The sequence below is a fragment of the Nocardia barduliensis genome (assembly GCF_013315795.1).
Classification (GTDB): Bacteria; Actinomycetota; Actinomycetes; order Mycobacteriales; family Mycobacteriaceae; genus Nocardia; species Nocardia barduliensis.
The window spans coordinates 29,499-47,997 of sequence record NZ_JABLTE010000063.1 but is presented as its reverse complement, the minus strand read 5'-3'; the positions used below and the strand labels follow the sequence as shown (position 1 = coordinate 47,997).

The following is an 18,499-nucleotide window of genomic DNA, read 5'->3' as shown; positions in this document are numbered from 1 at the left end:
AGACCCGCGACTGTCCAGCAGCGCTGCTCGCGTTCTCGGCACCAACGGCACCCCCGTTCGAGGACGCCGCCAACACCTCCGGGGCCTGCGGCGCCCCCGCCCCCACCGGGGAATGCACCCCCGAACCACTCACCACCGCACCAGCAACAACCAAGGCCGAGACCGTTATCGGAGCAGATACACGCATTCGGCCACACCCAATCCTCGACGTCGTCCGCGTCTCGGCGCGGATGAACCGCACAGGACAACGGAGTCCTTCTTGCCTGGCCGCGTCCACGACCAAGGCCCGCTCCGCACAGCGGGGCGAACCGTCAATAACAAACAGTACCCAAGACCACGTACATCACGGGTGATATCGTGGAAATTGGCAGTAACTTAGCGCCCTGCGGACCGGCTCTCAATCCAGAGTACCGGCCCGCCCCACCGCACGCCCGTGTCCGTTTCCGCCCCTACCGCCACCGGCCACCGCTCGCGAAGACGTTGGCGCACCGCGCATGCCGGCCGAAGTGGCATCATCCGAGCTACTTCCCAGCGAAGCAGAGCGGGACCGACGACGCCAGAACCACGCCTCGTCGCGCGGACGCACTTTCGGACGCTGGGCGGTGCCTAACTCCCCCCGTCCACGCCCTCGGGCGACTCTCCGGCAAGCGGTCCGGCGAGGTTGGCGGTCAGCATCCGCACGGCGGCCACACGCAGATCCGGACGGGGACGGCGAGACGTCAACTCCGCCAGGCAGATCTCGCCGACCATCGCGACCTTCATCCGCGAGGCGGCATCGGGATCGGGCCACCCGGCCGCAACCATGTCCGGCCGCCCCACCGCGATGAACATCTCGTGGCGGCGGCGGATCTCCTCGCGCAGGTCCGGATCGGTGCGCGCCTGGACCATGAATGCCTCGGTGCCGCGGGCGTCGAGACAGGCGTCCAGGAACGCGTCGAGGCTGGGGGCGATCCGTTCCACGCCCGGCGGGATGCCGGCCAGCGCCGTGGCCACCGACTGCGACAGCGCGTCGAAGAAGCGGCGGTGCAGCGCGATGACGTAGCTGCGGCGGTTGACGAAGTGGTGATAGAAGGTGCCCTTGGCCATCCCGGCTTCCTCGACCACCGCGTTGATCGAAAGCCGGTGCAGCCCCTCGCGTTCCGCCACCACGGTGCCCGCGATGAGCAGTGCCGTGCGACCGGGGTCGGCAATGACTGTCATGCTTTCGAATTCTCCCCACTCTTTCTGGAAAGCCTAGTGCCGGGCACCGGCCGCACCTACGCTGTGACCGATCGGTCGGTCGTAGCCTAGCCGGGTTCCGGATGGACCGGCGGGGTCATCGAGGACCGATCTGATTCCGGGCGTCCCTGGGGGTTCGAAATGTCCGCTGAGTGTAAATCGGTGAGCGGTGAAGTGGTGCCGCTGGCGTCGAACGCGCACTATTTCGTATCGATCGACGAACTGTTGCCCGCGGATTCACCGCGGTCGAACGGTGAGGATCGCAGGCATATCGCGCGGCTGGCCGAAAGCGATAGCGAATTGCCGCCGATTCTGGTGCACCGCAGCACGATGCGCGTCATCGACGGAATGCACCGATTGCGCGCCGCGCAATGGCTCGGGCACGAGCGGATCGCCGTCGTGTTCTTCGACGGAACGCAGGCCGAGGCTTTTCTGCGCGGTGTCGAACTGAATACCACGCACGGACTGCCGTTGACGCTGTCGGACCGCAAAGCGGCGGCCGAGCGGATCATCGAGACGATGCCCCAATTGTCCGACCGCGCCATCGCGTCCACCACGGGGCTGTCCGCGCGCACGGTGGCCACTCTGCGTAAACGTTCGAGTGCGGAAGTTCCGCAGTCGAACGTCCGCGTCGGCGCCGACGGCAGGCGCAGGCCGATGGATCGCGCGCAGCGCAGGCGCCGGGTCGCCGAGCTGCTTGCGGCCTCGCCGGATATGCCGCTGCGCGCGCTGGCCGCGGCCGCCGAGGTGTCCATCAGCACGGCGCACGCGATCCGCAAGCGGCTGCGCGAGACGGGATCACCCGAGTGCGACAGTGCCGCGGAGCAGCCCGAGGGCAGCGCGCTGCTGCTCCAGCAGCTCACCCGCGACCCCGCCATGCGGCACAGCCAGCAGGGCCGTGACCTGCTGCGCTGGCTGCACACGCACTCGATGCAACGCGAGGTGTGGACCGCGTTGGTCGCCACGGTTCCGCCGCATTGCATTCCAGCCGTCGCCGAACTCGCCAGCCGCAACGCCAAGGAGTGGCGCGCACTGGCCAGCTACATCGATTCCGGCGCCGTCGAATAGCGCCGAGCCGTCACTTCGCACGGCCCGAGTTCGAGAAAAGGTCACTCATCATGCTCGTCGGTCTCGCACGCCTGGCCACCCGGCGTCCACGAACCATCCTCTACGGTGCGCTGCTCATCGGGATCATTTGCGTCGCGCTGGGCTGGTCGGCGCCCGCCCACCTGAAGTCGGGCGGCTATCTCCCGTCCGACACCGAATCCGCCGAGGTCGCCGCGTTTCTGCACCGCGACTTCCCCGGTGCGGCACCGAATCTCGTGCTGCTGGTCACCGCGCCGGACGGACTCGACAGTCCGGCGGCGCGCACGGCGGGCGAGCGCCTGACCGCGGATCTGCGCGGGCGCGGTGAGATCGACGCGGTCCAGTCCTACTGGGAACTCGCGCCGGATCTGCGGCAGGCCCTGCGCGGGAACGACGGCCGCAGCGGCCTGGTTCTGGCGCATGTCGCCGGTGACGACACCGACGCGCCGAAGCGGGCGGGCGCGATCGCCGAACAGGTCAGCGGTGACTTCGACGGTGTCACCGTGCGGGCGGGCGGCCAGGCGGCGGCCGTCGACGAAATGAGCCGCCGTATCGTCATCGACCTGTTGGTCACCGAGGCGATCGCGGTGCCGCTGACCGGGCTGGCCCTGATCCTGGTCTTCGGCAGTGTGACGGCCGCGCTGATCCCGCTGGCCGTCGGCGTTTTCAACATCTTCGCGACGCTGCCCATCCTGCGGTTGCTCGCCGAGGTCGGTGACGTATCGATCTTCGCGCTGAACATGATGAGCGCGCTGGGATTCGCGGTCGCGATCGATTCGAGCCTGTTCATGGTCAGCAGGTTCCGCGAAGAACTCGCCGGGGGCAGCGACACCGCTGCCGCGGTCTCCCGCACCGCGCAGACCGCGGGGCGCACCGTCCTGTTCTCCGGTGTGGTCATCGCGCTGTCGCTGTCGACGCTGCTGGTCTTCCCGCTGTATTTCCTGCGTTCGCTGGCCTACGCCGGACTGGCCGTGCTCGGGGCTGCGGTGTTCACCACGCTGCTGCTGGTGCCCGCGGCGCTCGCCCTGCTCGGCCCTCGGGTGGACGCGCTCGACGTGCGCGTTCCGCTGCGCCGCTGGTTGCGCCGACCGCCACCGCGGCCGGTCGAGGTCACCGAGACGCGGTGGTACCGCACGGTGCGGCTGGTCATGCGCCGCCCGGTGCCTGCGGCGCTGGCCGTGATCGCGCTGCTGCTTGTGCTGGGCTCACCGTTCCTGTCCGTCCGCTTCGGAGCCCCCGACGACCGGGTCATCAGCGGCGGCGCCAGCCACGCGGTGGGTGACGCGTTGCGCACCGGCTTCCGAGAGAACGCCATGGCCGGGGTGCTCGTGGCCATGCCCGGATACCGCGGCGGCGACGCCGAGATCGCCGCCTACGCCGAGCGGTTGTCGCGCATCGAGGGTGTGACCTCGGTGCTGTCGGCGGCGGGCGTCTACATCGGGGGTCTGAAGATCGCCGCCGCGCCACCCGGCATGCGCGACGACGCGGGCACCTACGTGCGCCTCGGCACGCGCCTGGACCCGTACTCCCCTGCCGCGATCGAGCAGCTCGAGGCGGTGCGCGCCGTTCCGGCGCCCGGTCGGGCGCTACTCGGCGGCGCGGCGGCGGAGAGCGTCGACGCGCTGGACGCGCTCGCCGCCAAAGTCCCTCTGGCCGTTGCCGTGATCGTGGTATCGACCCTGGTGGTGCTGTTCTTCTTCACCGGTAGCGTGCTGCTTCCGATCAAAGCGCTACTGCTCAACACGCTTTCGCTGGCCGCGACCTTCGGCGCCATGGTCTGGGTCTTCCAGGAGGGGCACCTGGCGGGCCTGCTCGGCTTCACCCCCACCGGCTACCTCGCGCCGACCATGCCGATTCTGATGTTCTGCATCGCCTTCGGCGTCTCGATGGACTACGAGGTGTTCCTGCTGTCCCGCATTCGGGAGGAGTGGCTCGCCTCCGGCGACAACACGCGCGCCGTGGCCGCCGGCGTCGCCCGCACCGCACGCATCTTCACCGCGGCCGCCGGTCTGATGGCGATCGCTTTCGCGGGCATGGTGACCTCGCAGGTGTCGTTCATCCAGCTGTTCGGCCTCGGCCTGACCCTGGCCGTGCTCACCGATGCGACCTTGATCCGCGGCGTGCTCGCGCCCGCGCTGATGCGGCTGCTCGGGCCGGCCAACTGGTGGGCGCCGCGCCGGCTCGCCCGCCTGCACGAACGTATCGACATTCCCGAGACCAGCGCCGCTCTCGAACCCGTACCCAAGTAGCGCGAGAGGAACGACATGGCGAATTTCCGCACCGGCGTGATGGATTCCGGTGTCTACACCCGGTTCGCACCGGACCTGCAATTTCGCGGCAGCCGCTCGGTGGCGATGGCGGGCGGAGCGGATTCGCTCTGGGTGACCGATCATCTGCCCTCGATCCTGCCCGCCTCGATCTGGACGCCCCGCCACATCGGCATCACCCGGCTCGCGCCGCACGCCGACGGCATCTACGAACCGTGGACCGCGCTGGGCTACCTGGCCGCGCGGAACCGCTTGGCCCGGCTGCGGCTCGGCGTCGGGGTCACCGATGCCGGCCGCCGCAATCCGGCGGTGACCGCACAGGCCGCGGCCACCCTGCACCAGTTGAGCAGGGGCCGGGCCATCCTCGGCATCGGCACCGGCATCCGGGACAACAACGAGCCCTACGGCGTGGACTGGACCGCACCGGTCGGCCGGTTCGAGGAGGCGCTGGCGACCATCAGGGCACTGTGGGATTCCCGTGGTCGCCTCGTGACCAGGGACTCGCCACACTTCCCACTGCGGAACGCGGTCTTCGACGTGCCGCCCTATCGGGGTTCCCGCCCGGAGATCTGGGTGGCTGCGGGCGGGCCGCGCATGCTGCGCGCCGCCGGGCGATACGCCGACGTGTGGTTCCCGGGCTTCGCGCAGCGCCCGCACGAGTACCGCCACCGGCTCGAGCAGGTGCGCGCCGCGGCCTCGGACGCGGGCCGCGACCCCTTGGCGGTCGCGCCCGCCGCCGTGTTCAGCGTGCTCACCGCCGCGCGGCCCGCGCAGGTGGACGCTCTCGTGGCGAGTGTGGGCGCCCGGGCGCTGACCCTGTGCGCGCCCGGAGAGATGTGGACCAGGCACGGCGCGACCCACCCGCTGGGCGCGGACTTCACCGGGCTGCAGGACTACCTGCCGCAGACGCTCGACGAGCGCACCGTGCTGGAGCACATCGAGAAGGTCCCGGCCTCGCTGGTTCGGGAATTCTGTTTGGCGGGCACCCCCGACGAGATCGTCGAGCAGGTCGCGCAATGGCGCGACCACGGTTTGCGCTACGCCGTGCTCATGAATCTCAGCGCGATTCATCCGCGCATCGACCACGGGATGTTCTCGAACGCGCCATTGGTGGCGACTTTACGGAAATTGAAACGGCTTTGACGCAAGGCAATTGACGGCTCGGTGGCGTGCGCCATAGCATGACCATTCGAGCGAAGAAGCTCGTCAGATATTTGTGCTGCTGCGGTCGGGGGGCTTCAGCAATCCCGCATTTCAGGCCAGGAGAAACAATGGTCGACATTGCAATAGTGGGTATCGGCTGCCGTTTTCCAGGCGGCGTATTCGATCCGGAGAGTTACTGGAATTTCCTGCTCGATAAAGGAGACGGGATCGTCGATATCCCGCCGGACCGCTGGAGTATCGAAAAGTACTACGACCCGGATCCGGACGCGCCGGGGCGTATGTACACCCGGCGGGGCGGGTTCCTCACCCAGCCGCTGTGGGACTTCGACGCCGACTTCTTCGGCATCGCCCAGAAGGAGGCCGCCATCCTCGACCCCCAGCAGCGGCTGCTGCTGGAGGTGACCTGGGAGGCGCTCGACGACGCGGGCATGGCGGGCCGGGTCTCCGGCCACCGCGTCGGCGTCTACGTCGGCGGGTTCATCCTCGACAACGTGCTCGGACGCAGCGGCCCGCTGGTGCGCCAGGCGATCACCAACCACACCGCGATGAGCGCCTCGCACACGTTGTTGTCCAACCGCATCTCGTACCTGCTCGACCTGCACGGCCCCAGCCTCACCGTGGACACCGCTTGCTCGTCCTCGCTGGTTGCCACCCATCTCGCGGTGCAGGCCATCGCCAACGGGGAATGCGAGATCGCGCTGGCCGGCGGGGCGAACGCGATGCTGCAACCGGAGACGTTCATCTCCATGTGCAAAGGCCGGTTCCTGTCCTTCGACGGGCGCTGCAAGACCTTCGACGCCGCAGCCGACGGGTACGGCCGGGCCGAGGGCGCGGGCGCGGTGCTGCTCAAGCCGCTGGAGGTGGCCCAGCGCGACGGCGACCGCGTCTACGCCGTCATCCGCGCCACCGGCGTGAACCAGGACGGCCGCACCATCGCCATCCCGGTGCCCAATCCCGTGGCGCAGGAGCAACTCGCGCGCCAGGTGCGCGCCGACGCGGGCGTCGCCGCGCACGAGGTGAGTTACCTGGAGGCGCACGGCACCGGCACCGCGGTCGGCGATCCGATCGAGATGTCGGCGCTGGGCGCGGTGTACGGCGCGGTCGACGGCCGCGGCGAACCGGTGCCGGTCGGCTCGGTGAAGAACAATTTCGGGCACACCGAGGCCGCGGCCGGGATCGCGAGCCTGATCAAGGCCGCGCTCACCCTGCACCACCGCACGGTGGCGCCGCAATTCGAGCTGACCACACCGAATCCGGAGATCGCGTTCGACGAGCTACGACTACGGGTCCCGCTGCACCCTGAGCCGCTGGCGGCGGCGCCGGGCAAGGGCGTGGTCGCGGTCAACGGCTTCGGCTACGGGGGCACCAACGCCCACGCCATCCTCATCGAAGCGCCACCGCGGGCCCCCCGGACCGACGACGAGCGCCCGGTGCCGCGAGTGCTGCCGATCTCCGGGCGCCACGAGACCGCGGTCCGGACGCTGGCGGGCGAACTCGCGCACGCGTTGGACCGGTATCCCGCCGACGCGGTGACCGCGGCCGCCTGGACCAGGCGCGCCCACCACCCCCTGCGGGCCGGTTTCGCCTACGACGACGCCGAGGACCTGCGCACCCAGCTGCGGGCCTTCGCCTCTGGTGAGGGGCGCGCCCCGTCCCGGATCATCGGGGACGGCGCGGTGGAGCCGGTGTTCGTCTTCAGCGGAATGGGGCCGCAGTGGTGGGGGATGGGCCGTGAACTGCTCACCACCGACAGCACCTTCGCCAGGGTCGCCAGGGAGATCGACCGCGAGTTCGTCGCCATCGCGGGCTGGTCGATCCTGGCGGAGATGCTCGCCGACGAGGCCGGTTCCCGGATCGTGCGCACCGCGTTCGCTCAGCCGGCCAACTTCCTGCTGCAGGCCGCGCTGACCGCCGAACTGGCCGAGTACGGCGTATACCCGGCGGTGGTGGTCGGCCACAGCGTCGGCGAGGTCACCGCCGCGTACGTGTCCGGCGCGCTGTCGCTGCGCGACGCGCTCACCGTCAGCTATCACCGCGCCCGGCTGCAGGCGACCACCGCGGGCACCGGCGGCATGCTCGCCCTCGGCATGTCCGAGGACCAGGCGCGCGAGTTGCTCGCCCGCACCGACAGCATCTCGATCGCCGCGGTGAACAGCCCCGGCGCGGTCACCCTCGCGGGCGACAGCGCGGACCTCGAACTGCTGCGCGACACCCTCTCGGCCACCGGCACGTTCGCGCGCAGCCTGCGGGTCGAGGTGCCGTACCACAGCCATCTGATGGACCCGATCCTCGACGACCTGCGCGGCGCCCTGGCCGAACTCGCGCCGCGGGACGCGAAACTCACCACCTACTCCACGGTGACCGCCGCCGAGATCGCGGGCACGGACTGGGACGCGGACTACTGGTGCCGCAACGTGCGGGAGCCGGTCCGCTTCGCCGACGCCATCGGCGCGCTGGTCGACGCCGGGCACCGGGTCTTCCTCGAGGTGGGGCCGCATCCGGTGCTCAGCGGTAACATCCGCGAGCTGCTGATCCATCGCGGGGTGATCGGCGCCGCGGTGAGCACGCTCTCGCGGGATCTGCGCGACCGCAACAACGTGCTGCGCGCCGTCGCGGACCTGTATGTCGCAGGCTCGCTGGACGGTTCGTCCGTGCCGGGACGTCCGGACTCGATCGTGGAGCACCTGGATCTGCCCGCCTACCCGTGGCAGCGCAAACGGGTCTGGCACGACGAGCCGGTCACCCTGCTCGATCGCCTCGGCGCCCCGGACAGCTACGCGCTGCTCGGCGACCCCACCACGGCGGCGAACTCGGAATGGGAGGTGCAGCTGTCGGTTTCGCGGCTGCCCTGGTTGCGCGACCACGTCGTGGCGGGGCATGTCGTGCTGCCCGGCGCGGCTTACCTCGACGCCGCGCTCAGCGCCGCCGTCGAGCGCACCGGGCGCACGAGCGTGGGCCTCGAGTCGGTGGAGTTCGTCGCGCCGCTGGTGATCGACGAGCACGACGTCCCGGTGCTGCGGGTGAGCGTCGAGGAGTCGACCAAACGCTTCCGGATCCACTCCCGCTCGGCTACCGCCGCCACCTGGACGCTCAACGCGCACGGCAGGCTCATCGAAGCCGACTTCACCGCCACCGTGGTCGACCTCGGCGCCCCGGAGCACGCCGCCGCCGTCGCGGGCGCGGACCTGTATCGCGGCTTGGCCACTCGCGGACTGGACTACGGGCCCGCCTTCCAGCGCATCGTCTCGGCCGTCGTCGGCGCGGACGCGGTGGTCGCCTCGCTCGCACCGGTCGAGGAAGCCGCCCCGGCCCGGCACCTGGCCCACCCGGCACTGGTCGACGCCGCGCTGCAGTGCGTCGCCGCCCTGGCCGCGGAATCGGACCCCGACGTGGCCATCGTGCCCGCCGCCATCGCCGGGGTGCGCAGGTTCAGCGCGCTGCCGGAGCGTCCGCGGGTGGTGGTGACCCGGCGCGGCGTGGATCCGCTGCGCGCCGACATCGCGATCGTCGGGGAACACGGCGAGGTGGCCATGCGGCTGCTGGGTGTCGAGTTCCGTCCGGTCAGCGCGGCGGTGGATGTCACCCATCAGCTCGAACGCGTCTTCTATCAGCCCATCTGGGAGAGGGTCGAGGCGCAGGTCGGCGAGCGTCCCGCCGCGGACGAGGTGGTGGTCGCCGTCGCCGTCGGCGCCGACGCGGCCGACCGCGCGGCGGCACTGCTCGGCGATCGTGACGGCGTCACCGTCGTGCTCGACGATCCCGACGACAGCGGCAACGACGAGCGTCTGCGGCTGGCGCTGCGCGCACCGGAGGACGGCCCGATCGCCGAACGGATCCGGGTGATCGGCGTTTTCGGCGAGGCGTTCGACGGGGCGCGCAACGTCTACTGGCTCGCACGCGTGGCGAACGCGGTCGAGCACCTGCTCGCCGACGCACCGCAGGTCCGCGTCCACGGCGTCGTCGTCACCGAGAACGCACTGTGCACGCCCGCCGACAGCGCCGCGCGGGTATCGCACGGCGCGCTGGTCGGTGCGCGGCGCGCCCTGCTCAACGAACAGCCGGCCGTCCGCTGGCGGCTGGTCGACGCCGACGCGCGCGCTGGAACGTCACTCGCCGCGCTCGTCTTCGCCGACGACGTGCTCGACGAGGTCGGCGTGCGCGGCGCCGACCACTGGGCGGTGCGCCTGGAACGGAACTTCGCCCGCCACCTCGCCGAGCGCAACCGTGCCACTCCGCTGCCGGACCCGGACGCCTCGTTCGTGGTGGAGATTCCCAAGTCCCGGTTGCTGTCGGATCTGGCGCTGCGCGAGGCCGATCGGGTGGCGCCCGGCCCCGGCGAGGTCGAGGTCCGGATGGAGACGGCCGGGCTCAACTACAAGGACGCGATGAAGGTCATCGGCGTGCTCACCGAGAAGGAGCTCGCGGGCACCTATTTCGGCACGACGGTCGGCATGGAGGGCTCCGGCGTCGTCGTGCGCGTCGGGTCCGGCGTCACCGACGTAGCGGTCGGCGATCGGATGATGGTGTGCGCCCGCGACATTCTGCGCAGATACGTCACCATGCCCGTCGACGCGGGCGCGACGCTGCCGCACCGGCTGCTGCCCGGTGAGGTCTACGACCCGCTCACCTGCGGGTCCGGCCTGCCGTTCCTGACCGCGGAGTTCGGGCTGCGGACGCTGGCGCGGCTGCGGCCGGAGGAGACCGTGCTCGTGCACGGCGCGGCGGGCGGCATGGGCATGGCCGCGGTGCAGGTCGCGCTGGACATCGGCGCCACGGTGATCGCCACGGCGGGCACGCCGGAGCGGCGTGCGGAGGTGCGCGGGCTCGGTGCGCGGCACGTGCTGAATTCGCGCTCGGCCGACTTCGTCGACCAGATCGCCGAGCTCACCGGCGGACGCGGCGTCGACGTCGTCTACAGTTCGGCCCCCGGTGAGATCCTGCGGCAGAACTTCCGGGTCGCCGCGGAGTTCGGCCGCATCGTCGACATCGGCAAGGCGGACATCTACACCGGCGGGGTCATCGATCTGGGCCCCTTCGACCGCAACCTCACGTTCTTCTCCGTCGACATGGACCGGGCACTGGCCCACGACCCCGAACTGCTGCGCACGCCGATGCGGGCCAGCCACGCGGCGTTGCGCGCGGGCACCTACCGGTACCTGCCGTACACGGCCTACCCGGTGTCGGAGCTGGCCGCGGCTTTCGAATCCGTCGCGCGGTCCGACCAGATCGGCCGGGTCGTGCTCGATCTGCGCGAACACCAGCCGATGGTCCGCCCGAAGCTCGCCGGCCCGCGCATCGACCCGGACGGTTGCTATCTGGTGACCGGTGGCTTCGGCGGCTTCGGCCTGGCCACCGCCCGCTGGCTGGTCGCCGAGGGGGCGCGCAAGCTGGTCCTGGTCGGACGCGGCGGCGCGTCGACTCCCCGGGCACAGGCGCAGGTCGCGGCGTTCACGGCGGCGGGCGTCGAGGTGATCGAGGAACGGGTGGACATCGCCGACTACGCCGCGACGGCCGCCCTCGTCGGCCGCATCCGGTCGGTCGCGCCGCTGCGCGGCATCTTCCACGCGGCGGGCGTGGTGAACAACCTGCCGATCCCACAGATCACGCCCGAATCGCTCGACGAGCTGTTCGCCAAAGTTCTTGGAGCGCAGCACCTGGACCGCGCGGTGGACGCGGCGGGGATCGAGCTGGACATGTTCGTGCTGTACTCCTCGATCAGCGCGCTGGGCTGCATCACACCGCAGATCGGGTATGCCGCCGCCAACGCCGCGCTGGACGCCCTCGCCGCCGACCGGCGCGCCCGCGGCGCCGCCGCGCTCGCGGTGAACTGGGGTTTCATGAGCGGCGGCGGCATGGCCGACAAGTCCGAGGCGCTGGTGGACTACGTGCGGTCGATCGGCTTCCTGCCCATCGACATGGATCGCGCGACCGCGCTGCTGCGGGAGTGCCTGGCCCTGGACACCGCTCAGGTCGCGGTGGCCGATATCGACTGGACGGTGTGGTCGCGGGTGGCGCGCCCGTCCACCGACACCCACCGTTTCCGCGAGTTGCTCGCCGACATCGGGGTCGGCGGCGACGCCGGCGGCACGCTGCGCGCCGAAATCCTCACCCTGCCCACCGAACAGCGCGCCGACTTCGTGGCCCAGCGTCTCGCCGATCAGCTCGCGGTGGTGCTCGGCGTGGACACCGGCACCATCAACATCGACGAGCCGGTCACCGATCTCGGCATGGACTCGCTCATGGCGATGGAATTCGGCGCACGCACCGAGAAGGAACTCGACGTCAAGATCTCCGCGCTCGAACTCAGCAGGGGCCTGTCGCTGCGCGGCATCGGCGCCAAGGTGGTCGGGCAGTTCGCCGAGGCCGCCGACGCGCAGGCCGCGGCATGAAAGGAACCGACATGTCCACCGAGCTGATCGCCTACGCCGATATCGACGCCGTCCTGGGCCACCGGGACGGGCGGTTCTTCGGCGAGGGATACAAGCGGATCACCCACCGCGTCTTCGACATCGCCCTGGACCGCGACGCGCAGGACCGTCCGCGGCTGACGGCGACGGCGGGGGTGGACTATCCCCTGGACTGGTCGCGCAAGAGCACCCGGGTGCTGGTCCCGCACGTGAGCAGTATCGACTGCGCGATCTTCGGCTACCGGCTGCTCGAGGTGATCCTGCGCGAGTGCTACGGGTTGACCGACAGCGAGATCCGCTCGTGCTGGGTGCCTTTCGTCCAGTTCAGCAGCGGGACCATCGCGACGGAGTCGCTGGCGGAGTTCTCCGTCAGCGCCACGGTCGTCGCGGTGGAAGGCAAGACGATCAGCATCACCGGAGCGCTGGGCGGCGGGATGAGCCTGGAGGCCACCGTGGCGCTGCCGGTGACGCCGCCGGCGGGGCGGGCCGAACGACGCATCGTGCGCGAGACCGGGCGCGGATACTTCCACAGCGGGGTCTACACCCGCGCCCAGTACCTGAGCAATGTCGTCGTCTCCGACGGCCACAGCCGCGCCCGCGCCGATTTCGCTCTCGCGGAACCGGATCCGGCGGGGCCCTGGCACGGAGTGGCCGACGCCTACCAACCCTCCGTCACGCTGGTCGACGCGACGGTGATCCTGGCGCAGCTGTCCCAGGTCGTGCTCTACGAGCTGGACAACATCGCCAGGAAGGACAGCGAGACGCTGTGGATGCGCCGGATGACCGCGCGGGCATCCGCTCCCCCGGCGCCGTTCACCGCGGGCAGCGCCACCACGCACATGGTGCGCTCGATGGTCCTCGCCTTCGGCGGCGGCGACTGGCGCATCTCCAGCTGGGCATCGGACTTCGCCGGATGCGAGATCCGCTACGACCTCGCGCATCGACTGCCCGCCTAGCCACGCGCACACCCGAACGCTCAGAAAGGCACCCCCATGTCGGGAACCAACTATCGACGCATCGTCATCTCCGGCACCTACTCGACCGGAAAGACCACCACTTCCACCGCGCTGTCCCTGCTGACCGGCATTCCCCGGGTGGACGCCTCGTCCGCTCGCGAGGTGGTCACCGAGCTCTACCCGGGCATGCGTTTCCAGGATCTGAGCACCACCGAGCTGATGGCGCTCGGCTTCCGCAGACTGGAGCTGCGCATCCAAGCCGAGGCGATCCTCGACGCCCAAGGCGGATTCATAGCCGACGGCTCGGTGCTCAACGAGTGGATCTACGGCACAACGCGGCTGATCACCGGCCCCAACCCGGGATCGAGCCGATGGCACAAAGCCGTCAAGAACACCCTGACACTGCCCGGGCGGCCGTTCTACCGCCGCTACCTCAACGCCTACGGCGACATGGCCCGGCAACGGGCCCGGCAGAACTACGACATCTTCTTCCACCTTCCGGTGGAGGTGCCGATGGACCCAGACGGCCACCGGCCGGTCGACGAGCGATACCGCGCGATCTCCGATCGGCAACTGCTGCATGCGATCAGCGAGCTCGGCCAGCCGGTCGTGACGGTACGCGGCACCCCGGAACAGCGCCTGGAATCCATCGTCTCGATGCTCGACATACCCACCGTGATGGACATCGACGTCGCGGTGAAGGAGGCGATGGAGATCGTGCGCTCCAGCCGCGAGCGCGTCCAGGAAACGATCATCGCCCAGCAACAGCCGCCCACCCTCGGCCGCAAGATCAAGTTCGCAACCCGCGTTTAGGAGCACGCCATGACCGTCCTGCTGGACAAGACCAAGCGCTACAACCCGATCGACTCGTGGTTCTACGACAACTTCATCTCCGACGCCGTGCGGGAGATGACCCCGACACTGTTCGACGACATCGTCGCCCAGCTCGACGACCACGCGCAGGTGCTCGATGTCGGTTGCGGCGGTGGGCAACTCGCGGTCGGGCTGGCCACCGTGGGCACGACGCTTCGGCTGACCGGGATCGATCTCTCGCCGCAACAGGTGCGCCGGGCGCGCAAGCGCGGCGCGGCGCTGGGCAGCCGCATCCAGTTCCGCGAGGGATCGGCGATGGACCTGCCGTTCCCTGACGCCGCCTACGACGCGGTGATCAGCTCCGGTTCGATCAAGCACTGGCCGAATCAGCGCAAAGGCCTCGCGGAGATGATCCGGGTGCTGCGGCCCGGTGGCCTGCTGCTGGTGATCGAGGCCGACCGCGGCTGCACCTTCGAGGACGCCCGATCCTTCGTCGACCGCTGGAAGCTGCCGCAGCCGATGGCGCGGGTCTGCCTGCCGTTCTTCCGCACCTATATCGCCGGCTACGGCATCGACTTGGAGGACGGCCGCGAACTGGTCGCCGATCTCCCGGTCACCGACGCGACGGTGCGCCGTATCGAGGGTGAGCCGGGCATCCAGATCACCGCACGTAAACGAGCCGAGTGAGCACCGATCACCCTCATGGACGCCGCGCGCGCTGCGGTTTGCGCGCGGCTTCCGCGGTCACCTGGGCCTGCCGCTCGGCGGGTACGAGGGGGCGGATGTCCTCGCGCGAGCTGATCATCAGCTTCTGCAGAATGGCCGCCACCTGCGCGTCGACGGTCTTGTACGAGCTGCCGCGCCGGGCGGCGATGGCGGTGTTGGTCCAGCCCGCGGCCGCGAGCACGGCCACGTCCTGTTCGGCCGCCGACAGATCCGGCCAGCGCGAGGGGCGGCTGCGCCGGACCGGGTGCGCGAGGGGCAGTCGGTCCAGCGACAGCTCCCCCAGTGCCAGCTGCGCCACCTCGCCGAGTTCCGGGCGCAGCAGCGCGCCCTCTCGCCGCGCCTCCGCGAAGGCGTTCTCGCCCAGCACCGCTCTGGCGGCCGCCGCGGCGATGTCGGTCTCGGTGGCGAACGGGCCGAGGTTGGCGATGTCCACGCCGAGCCGGTCGCGCAGCGTGGCCCCGCCGCCGAGCAGCCGTGCGATGTCGCGCGCCCAACCCGTCACGGCATCGGTGCGCTCCTCGTCCGCGTCGCGGATCAGGCGCGCCAGCGTCCAGGCGCGGATGTGGACCGCCCACACGACGCCCCATTGATCGCGCATCGCGAGCTGCGTCGTCAGCGACATCCGCGTCACGGCCGCCGCCGCACCCGGATCGCCGTGCTTGGTCAGCGCGATCGCCCACACCAGCTCGGCCCACGACGCCGCCCACCGCGCCCCGGAGCGCTCCGCGTGGTCCAGGTGCCGCCGGGCGCTCTCCAGCGCCTGCGCGGGCGTGCCGAGGAAGGCGGCGGCCAGGGCCTCGAACAGCTCGGCCATCGCGGCGGGCCCGTGTTGTCCGTCGCCGGCGAATCGCGCCCGCGCGCGGGCCAAGACGTCGATCGCGCGCACGTCGCGGTAGACCAGCATCAACTCGGCGCCCCTGGCGAACTCGACCGGGGCGGGCAGATCGATCGCACGGTCGGACTGCTCGCGCCACCCCGAGCGGACCGTGGCGTCCGGCACGCACAGCGCGACACACTCGTCGAGCATCCGCTCGGCGTCGCGGTGCACACCCTGGCACAGGCTGATCCAGGCGATCAGCGACATCGCCGTGACCTTCAGCGGCACCGGCTGCGGGTCGAGGTCCCGGCCCGCGGCCAGCGTGCGCTCGGCCCACCGGCGCGGTTCGCGCAGCGAGCCGGTGAAGAACGGGCTGCGCAGCGCGATCAGCCCGACGGCGATCTCCAACCCGACCACGGCTTCTTCGGGCGTGGCGAGGCTGCCCGCCATGGCACACAGCAGGTTGTCCCAGGCGGCGCGCGCCCAATCGAGCAGCTCCTGCTCGGCCGGGCCGAACCATTCGGCCCCGGCCGCGACTACCTTGTCGCGGTAATAGCGGCGGTGTCTGCGTTCCAGCCTGGCGCGTTCGCCGTCGTGTTCGCCCAAGCGCTGCTGGGCGAACACGCGGAAACTCTCCAGCAGCGAGTAGCGCACCGTGGTCGCGGTCAGGTGGACCGAGACCAGTGATTGGTCCGCCAGTCGCTCGAGCAGGCCCTCGATCTCGGCGCGGGCCAGACCGTCCGGGCCGCTGGGGTCGTCGTCGGCGCAGACCGCCTCGATCGCCTCCAGCTCGGCGCCGACATCCAGCACCGGCGCGTCCGCGCTCTCGTGATCGACGTCGTATCCGGCCGCGAACACCGACAGGCGGTCGAACAGCAGCCGCTCCTTGTCCCCACACAGGTCGTAGGACCAGGCGATGACGTCGCGGATGCCCTGGTGCCGCGCGTCGGCGCCCACCCGGGGTCCCGGCGACCAGCGCAGCCGCCGGTCGCCGACCTCGCCGCTGAGATCGCGCAAGATCATCGCCAGCGGCTGGCGCACCAGACGTGCGGCAGCCAGCCGAATATAGAGCGGATGGTTGTGCACGCGCCGGCAGATCGCCGCGGCCGACGCGGCCTCGTCGTCGCCGATGGCGTGCCCGGTCAGGCCCGCGCGAGCCCGGAACAGGGTCAGGGCCTGCTGTTCGGACAGCGCGGGCACCGCCACCAGCTGCTCGTCGACCCAGCCGATCGCCTCGCGGCTGGTGGCCAGCACAGTGAGCCCGGGCGCGGCGTCGAGCAGGTCGGCGATCACCCGGCCCACACCGTCGAGCACGTGCTCGCAGTTGTCCATCACCAGGATCGTCTGCAGGGTGCGTCCGACCGCGTCGCGGCGGCGCAGCGTGTCGAGCACCGCCTCCCACGCCGACCTGCCGGAGAAGTCGGCGTCGATCAGGGAGCGAGCGATCTGCTCCTCGACCGCCGCCGCGTCGGCGTCCCGGGACAGCAGCGCCAGGCGCACCCAGTGCACGGGCACGCGCCGGGCCTTGTGGAACCGGTGCACGGCTTCGGTCGCCAGCCGGGTCTTGCCGATGCCGCCCGCGCCGATCAGCGTGACCAGCCGGGCGCCGCCCAGCAGCGCCATCCCGATCTTCTCCAGCTCCCGTTCACGCCCCACGAAATCGCTGGCGGCCGCTGGCGGCAGCCCCCGGCCCGACGCACGTCCTACCGACACAAGGGCAGCGTAGTCGGACCACGATCCGTAGGCCCGCGGGTCTCTACCGATGCGCCGAACCCACCTATGCGCCCACTATTTCGCTATCGCGGCAGTCGATCTCACGACCGAAAGGACACCACGGTGGGACAGATTTTGGTACTCGGCGCGGGCGAATGCGGATTGCCGCTCGCCCATCGCCTGCTGCGCGGCGGCCGTCCCGTCACGCTGGTGACCGATCGCGACGCCGAGGCGATCCTGGCGGGCACGGTCACCAGCACCCAGGTCAAGTTCGCGCCGACGCTCGACCTCGAGGCCGACCTCGGCCTGGGTTTCTGGCGCTCGCTCGCGCCGAACATCGAGGGGATCCGGTTCACCATGGTCGTCGACGGTGCGGCGGTGCTCACCTGGACCGGACGACTCAGCCGCCCCGCGCAGAGCGTCGATCAGCGGACGGTGTTCGCGCGCTGGCTCGGCGAGTACCTGGCCGAGGGTGGCGACCTGCGCGTCGCGACGCCGTCGGTGCCGGAACTCGATCGCGCCGCCGCCGGCTACGAGTTGACCGTGGTGACCCGCGCCGGTCGCGAGCTCGCCGACTGCTTCGAGCCCGATCCGGCCTGGCCCGCGCCCGCCGCGCCCCTGCGTCGGCTCGCCGTGCTGTACCTGGACGGTGTCGAGCCGGACCCGGAACGCCTCGGCTCCTACACCGCGCTGCCCGAGCACGGCGAAGTGATCTCCTATCCCGGCCTGACGGGGCGGCCGGGGCAGGAACGCCGCTGCGAGATGCTTCTGTTCGAGGCGCGGCCGGGCGGCGCGCTGGACGTCTTCGACCAGCACGGGACACCGGCGCAACGCTGGTCGCGGGCCCGGCAGCTGCTCGCGGCACACCTGCCCGCCGAGATCGCCGACCGGTTCCGGCACGCCGAACCGACCGATGCCGGGGCCACGCTGGTGGGTGCGGTGGCTCCGGCCATGCGCAGGCCGGTGGGCATCCTGCCGTCGGGCAGGCCGGTGCTCGGCGCGGGCGATGTGCTGTGCCGGATGGACCCGGGCGGCGCACAGGGCGCCAACAACGCCGTGCACTGCGCGGTCCGCTACGGCGAGGCGATCCTGCACGATCCGGACGGTCCCTACGACCGTGCCTGGATGGAGTGGGCGGCCGCGCCGTGGCTCACGGCCGTCGCACACCCTGCCGCGCGGTGGACGGCGACGGTGCTCGATCCGCCCCCGGCGATGCGGGAGATGATGCTGGCCGCCCAGCACGACACCACACTGGCCGACGCCTTCGCCGACACCTTCGCGCGACCGGCCAACCTCGCTCGATTCGCCGCGGGCGTGCCGTCTTGATCGATC

10 protein-coding genes are annotated in these 18,499 nt (G+C 70.8%); 8 read left to right on the top strand and 2 right to left on the bottom strand.

From position 1 onward, the window contains the following. Nucleotides 1–606: 606 nt before the first annotated feature. A complete protein-coding gene (locus tag HOV91_RS24675) occupies nucleotides 607–1,200 on the bottom strand; it encodes a TetR/AcrR family transcriptional regulator (RefSeq protein WP_174187780.1) in 594 nt (197 codons plus the stop codon). A gap of 180 nt (nucleotides 1,201–1,380) precedes the next feature. Between HOV91_RS24675 and HOV91_RS24670 the strand changes: the two genes are divergently transcribed. From HOV91_RS24670 to HOV91_RS24640, 7 genes are all read left to right on the top strand, one after another. Continuing rightward, complete coding sequence (locus tag HOV91_RS24670; protein WP_217441103.1) at nucleotides 1,381–2,286, top strand: ParB/RepB/Spo0J family partition protein; 906 nt, start codon at nucleotides 1,381–1,383, stop codon at nucleotides 2,284–2,286. 50 nt (nucleotides 2,287–2,336) lie between these two features. Continuing rightward, nucleotides 2,337–4,553 (top strand): MMPL family transporter, encoded by a 2,217-nt coding sequence (locus HOV91_RS24665; RefSeq protein ID WP_174187778.1) that lies wholly within the window; start codon nucleotides 2,337–2,339, stop codon nucleotides 4,551–4,553. 15 nt (nucleotides 4,554–4,568) lie between these two features. Further along, nucleotides 4,569–5,714, top strand: a complete 1,146-nt coding sequence (locus HOV91_RS24660; protein WP_174187777.1) for an LLM class flavin-dependent oxidoreductase — start codon at nucleotides 4,569–4,571, stop codon at nucleotides 5,712–5,714. 128 nt (nucleotides 5,715–5,842) lie between these two features. Continuing rightward, complete coding sequence (locus HOV91_RS24655; protein WP_174187776.1) at nucleotides 5,843–12,124, top strand: type I polyketide synthase; 6,282 nt, start codon at nucleotides 5,843–5,845, stop codon at nucleotides 12,122–12,124. A gap of 11 nt (nucleotides 12,125–12,135) precedes the next feature. Continuing rightward, nucleotides 12,136–13,098, top strand: a complete 963-nt coding sequence (locus HOV91_RS24650) for an AvrD family protein (protein ID WP_174187775.1) — start codon at nucleotides 12,136–12,138, stop codon at nucleotides 13,096–13,098. A 36-nt stretch (nucleotides 13,099–13,134) separates the two neighbouring features. Then, the gene (locus HOV91_RS24645; protein WP_174187774.1) at nucleotides 13,135–13,911 is read left to right on the top strand and encodes an ATP/GTP-binding protein; all 777 of its coding nucleotides are present in this window, start codon (nucleotides 13,135–13,137) and stop codon (nucleotides 13,909–13,911) included. A gap of 9 nt (nucleotides 13,912–13,920) precedes the next feature. Further along, on the top strand, nucleotides 13,921–14,598 hold the full coding sequence (locus HOV91_RS24640) for a class I SAM-dependent methyltransferase (protein ID WP_174187773.1): 678 nt from the start codon (nucleotides 13,921–13,923) through the stop codon (nucleotides 14,596–14,598). A 13-nt stretch (nucleotides 14,599–14,611) separates the two neighbouring features. Here HOV91_RS24640 and HOV91_RS24635 read toward each other — a convergent pair whose 3' ends face one another. Continuing rightward, the gene (locus tag HOV91_RS24635) at nucleotides 14,612–17,167 is read right to left on the bottom strand and encodes an ATP-binding protein (protein WP_174187772.1); all 2,556 of its coding nucleotides are present in this window, start codon (nucleotides 17,165–17,167) and stop codon (nucleotides 14,612–14,614) included. Nucleotides 17,168–17,290: 123 nt separating this feature from the next. Here HOV91_RS24635 and HOV91_RS24630 point away from each other — a divergent pair, with 123 nt between their 5' ends. Then, nucleotides 17,291–18,493, top strand: coding sequence for a styrene monooxygenase/indole monooxygenase family protein (locus HOV91_RS24630; RefSeq protein ID WP_174187771.1), 1,203 nt, complete (start codon nucleotides 17,291–17,293; stop codon nucleotides 18,491–18,493). Nucleotides 18,494–18,499: the final 6 nt, after the last annotated feature.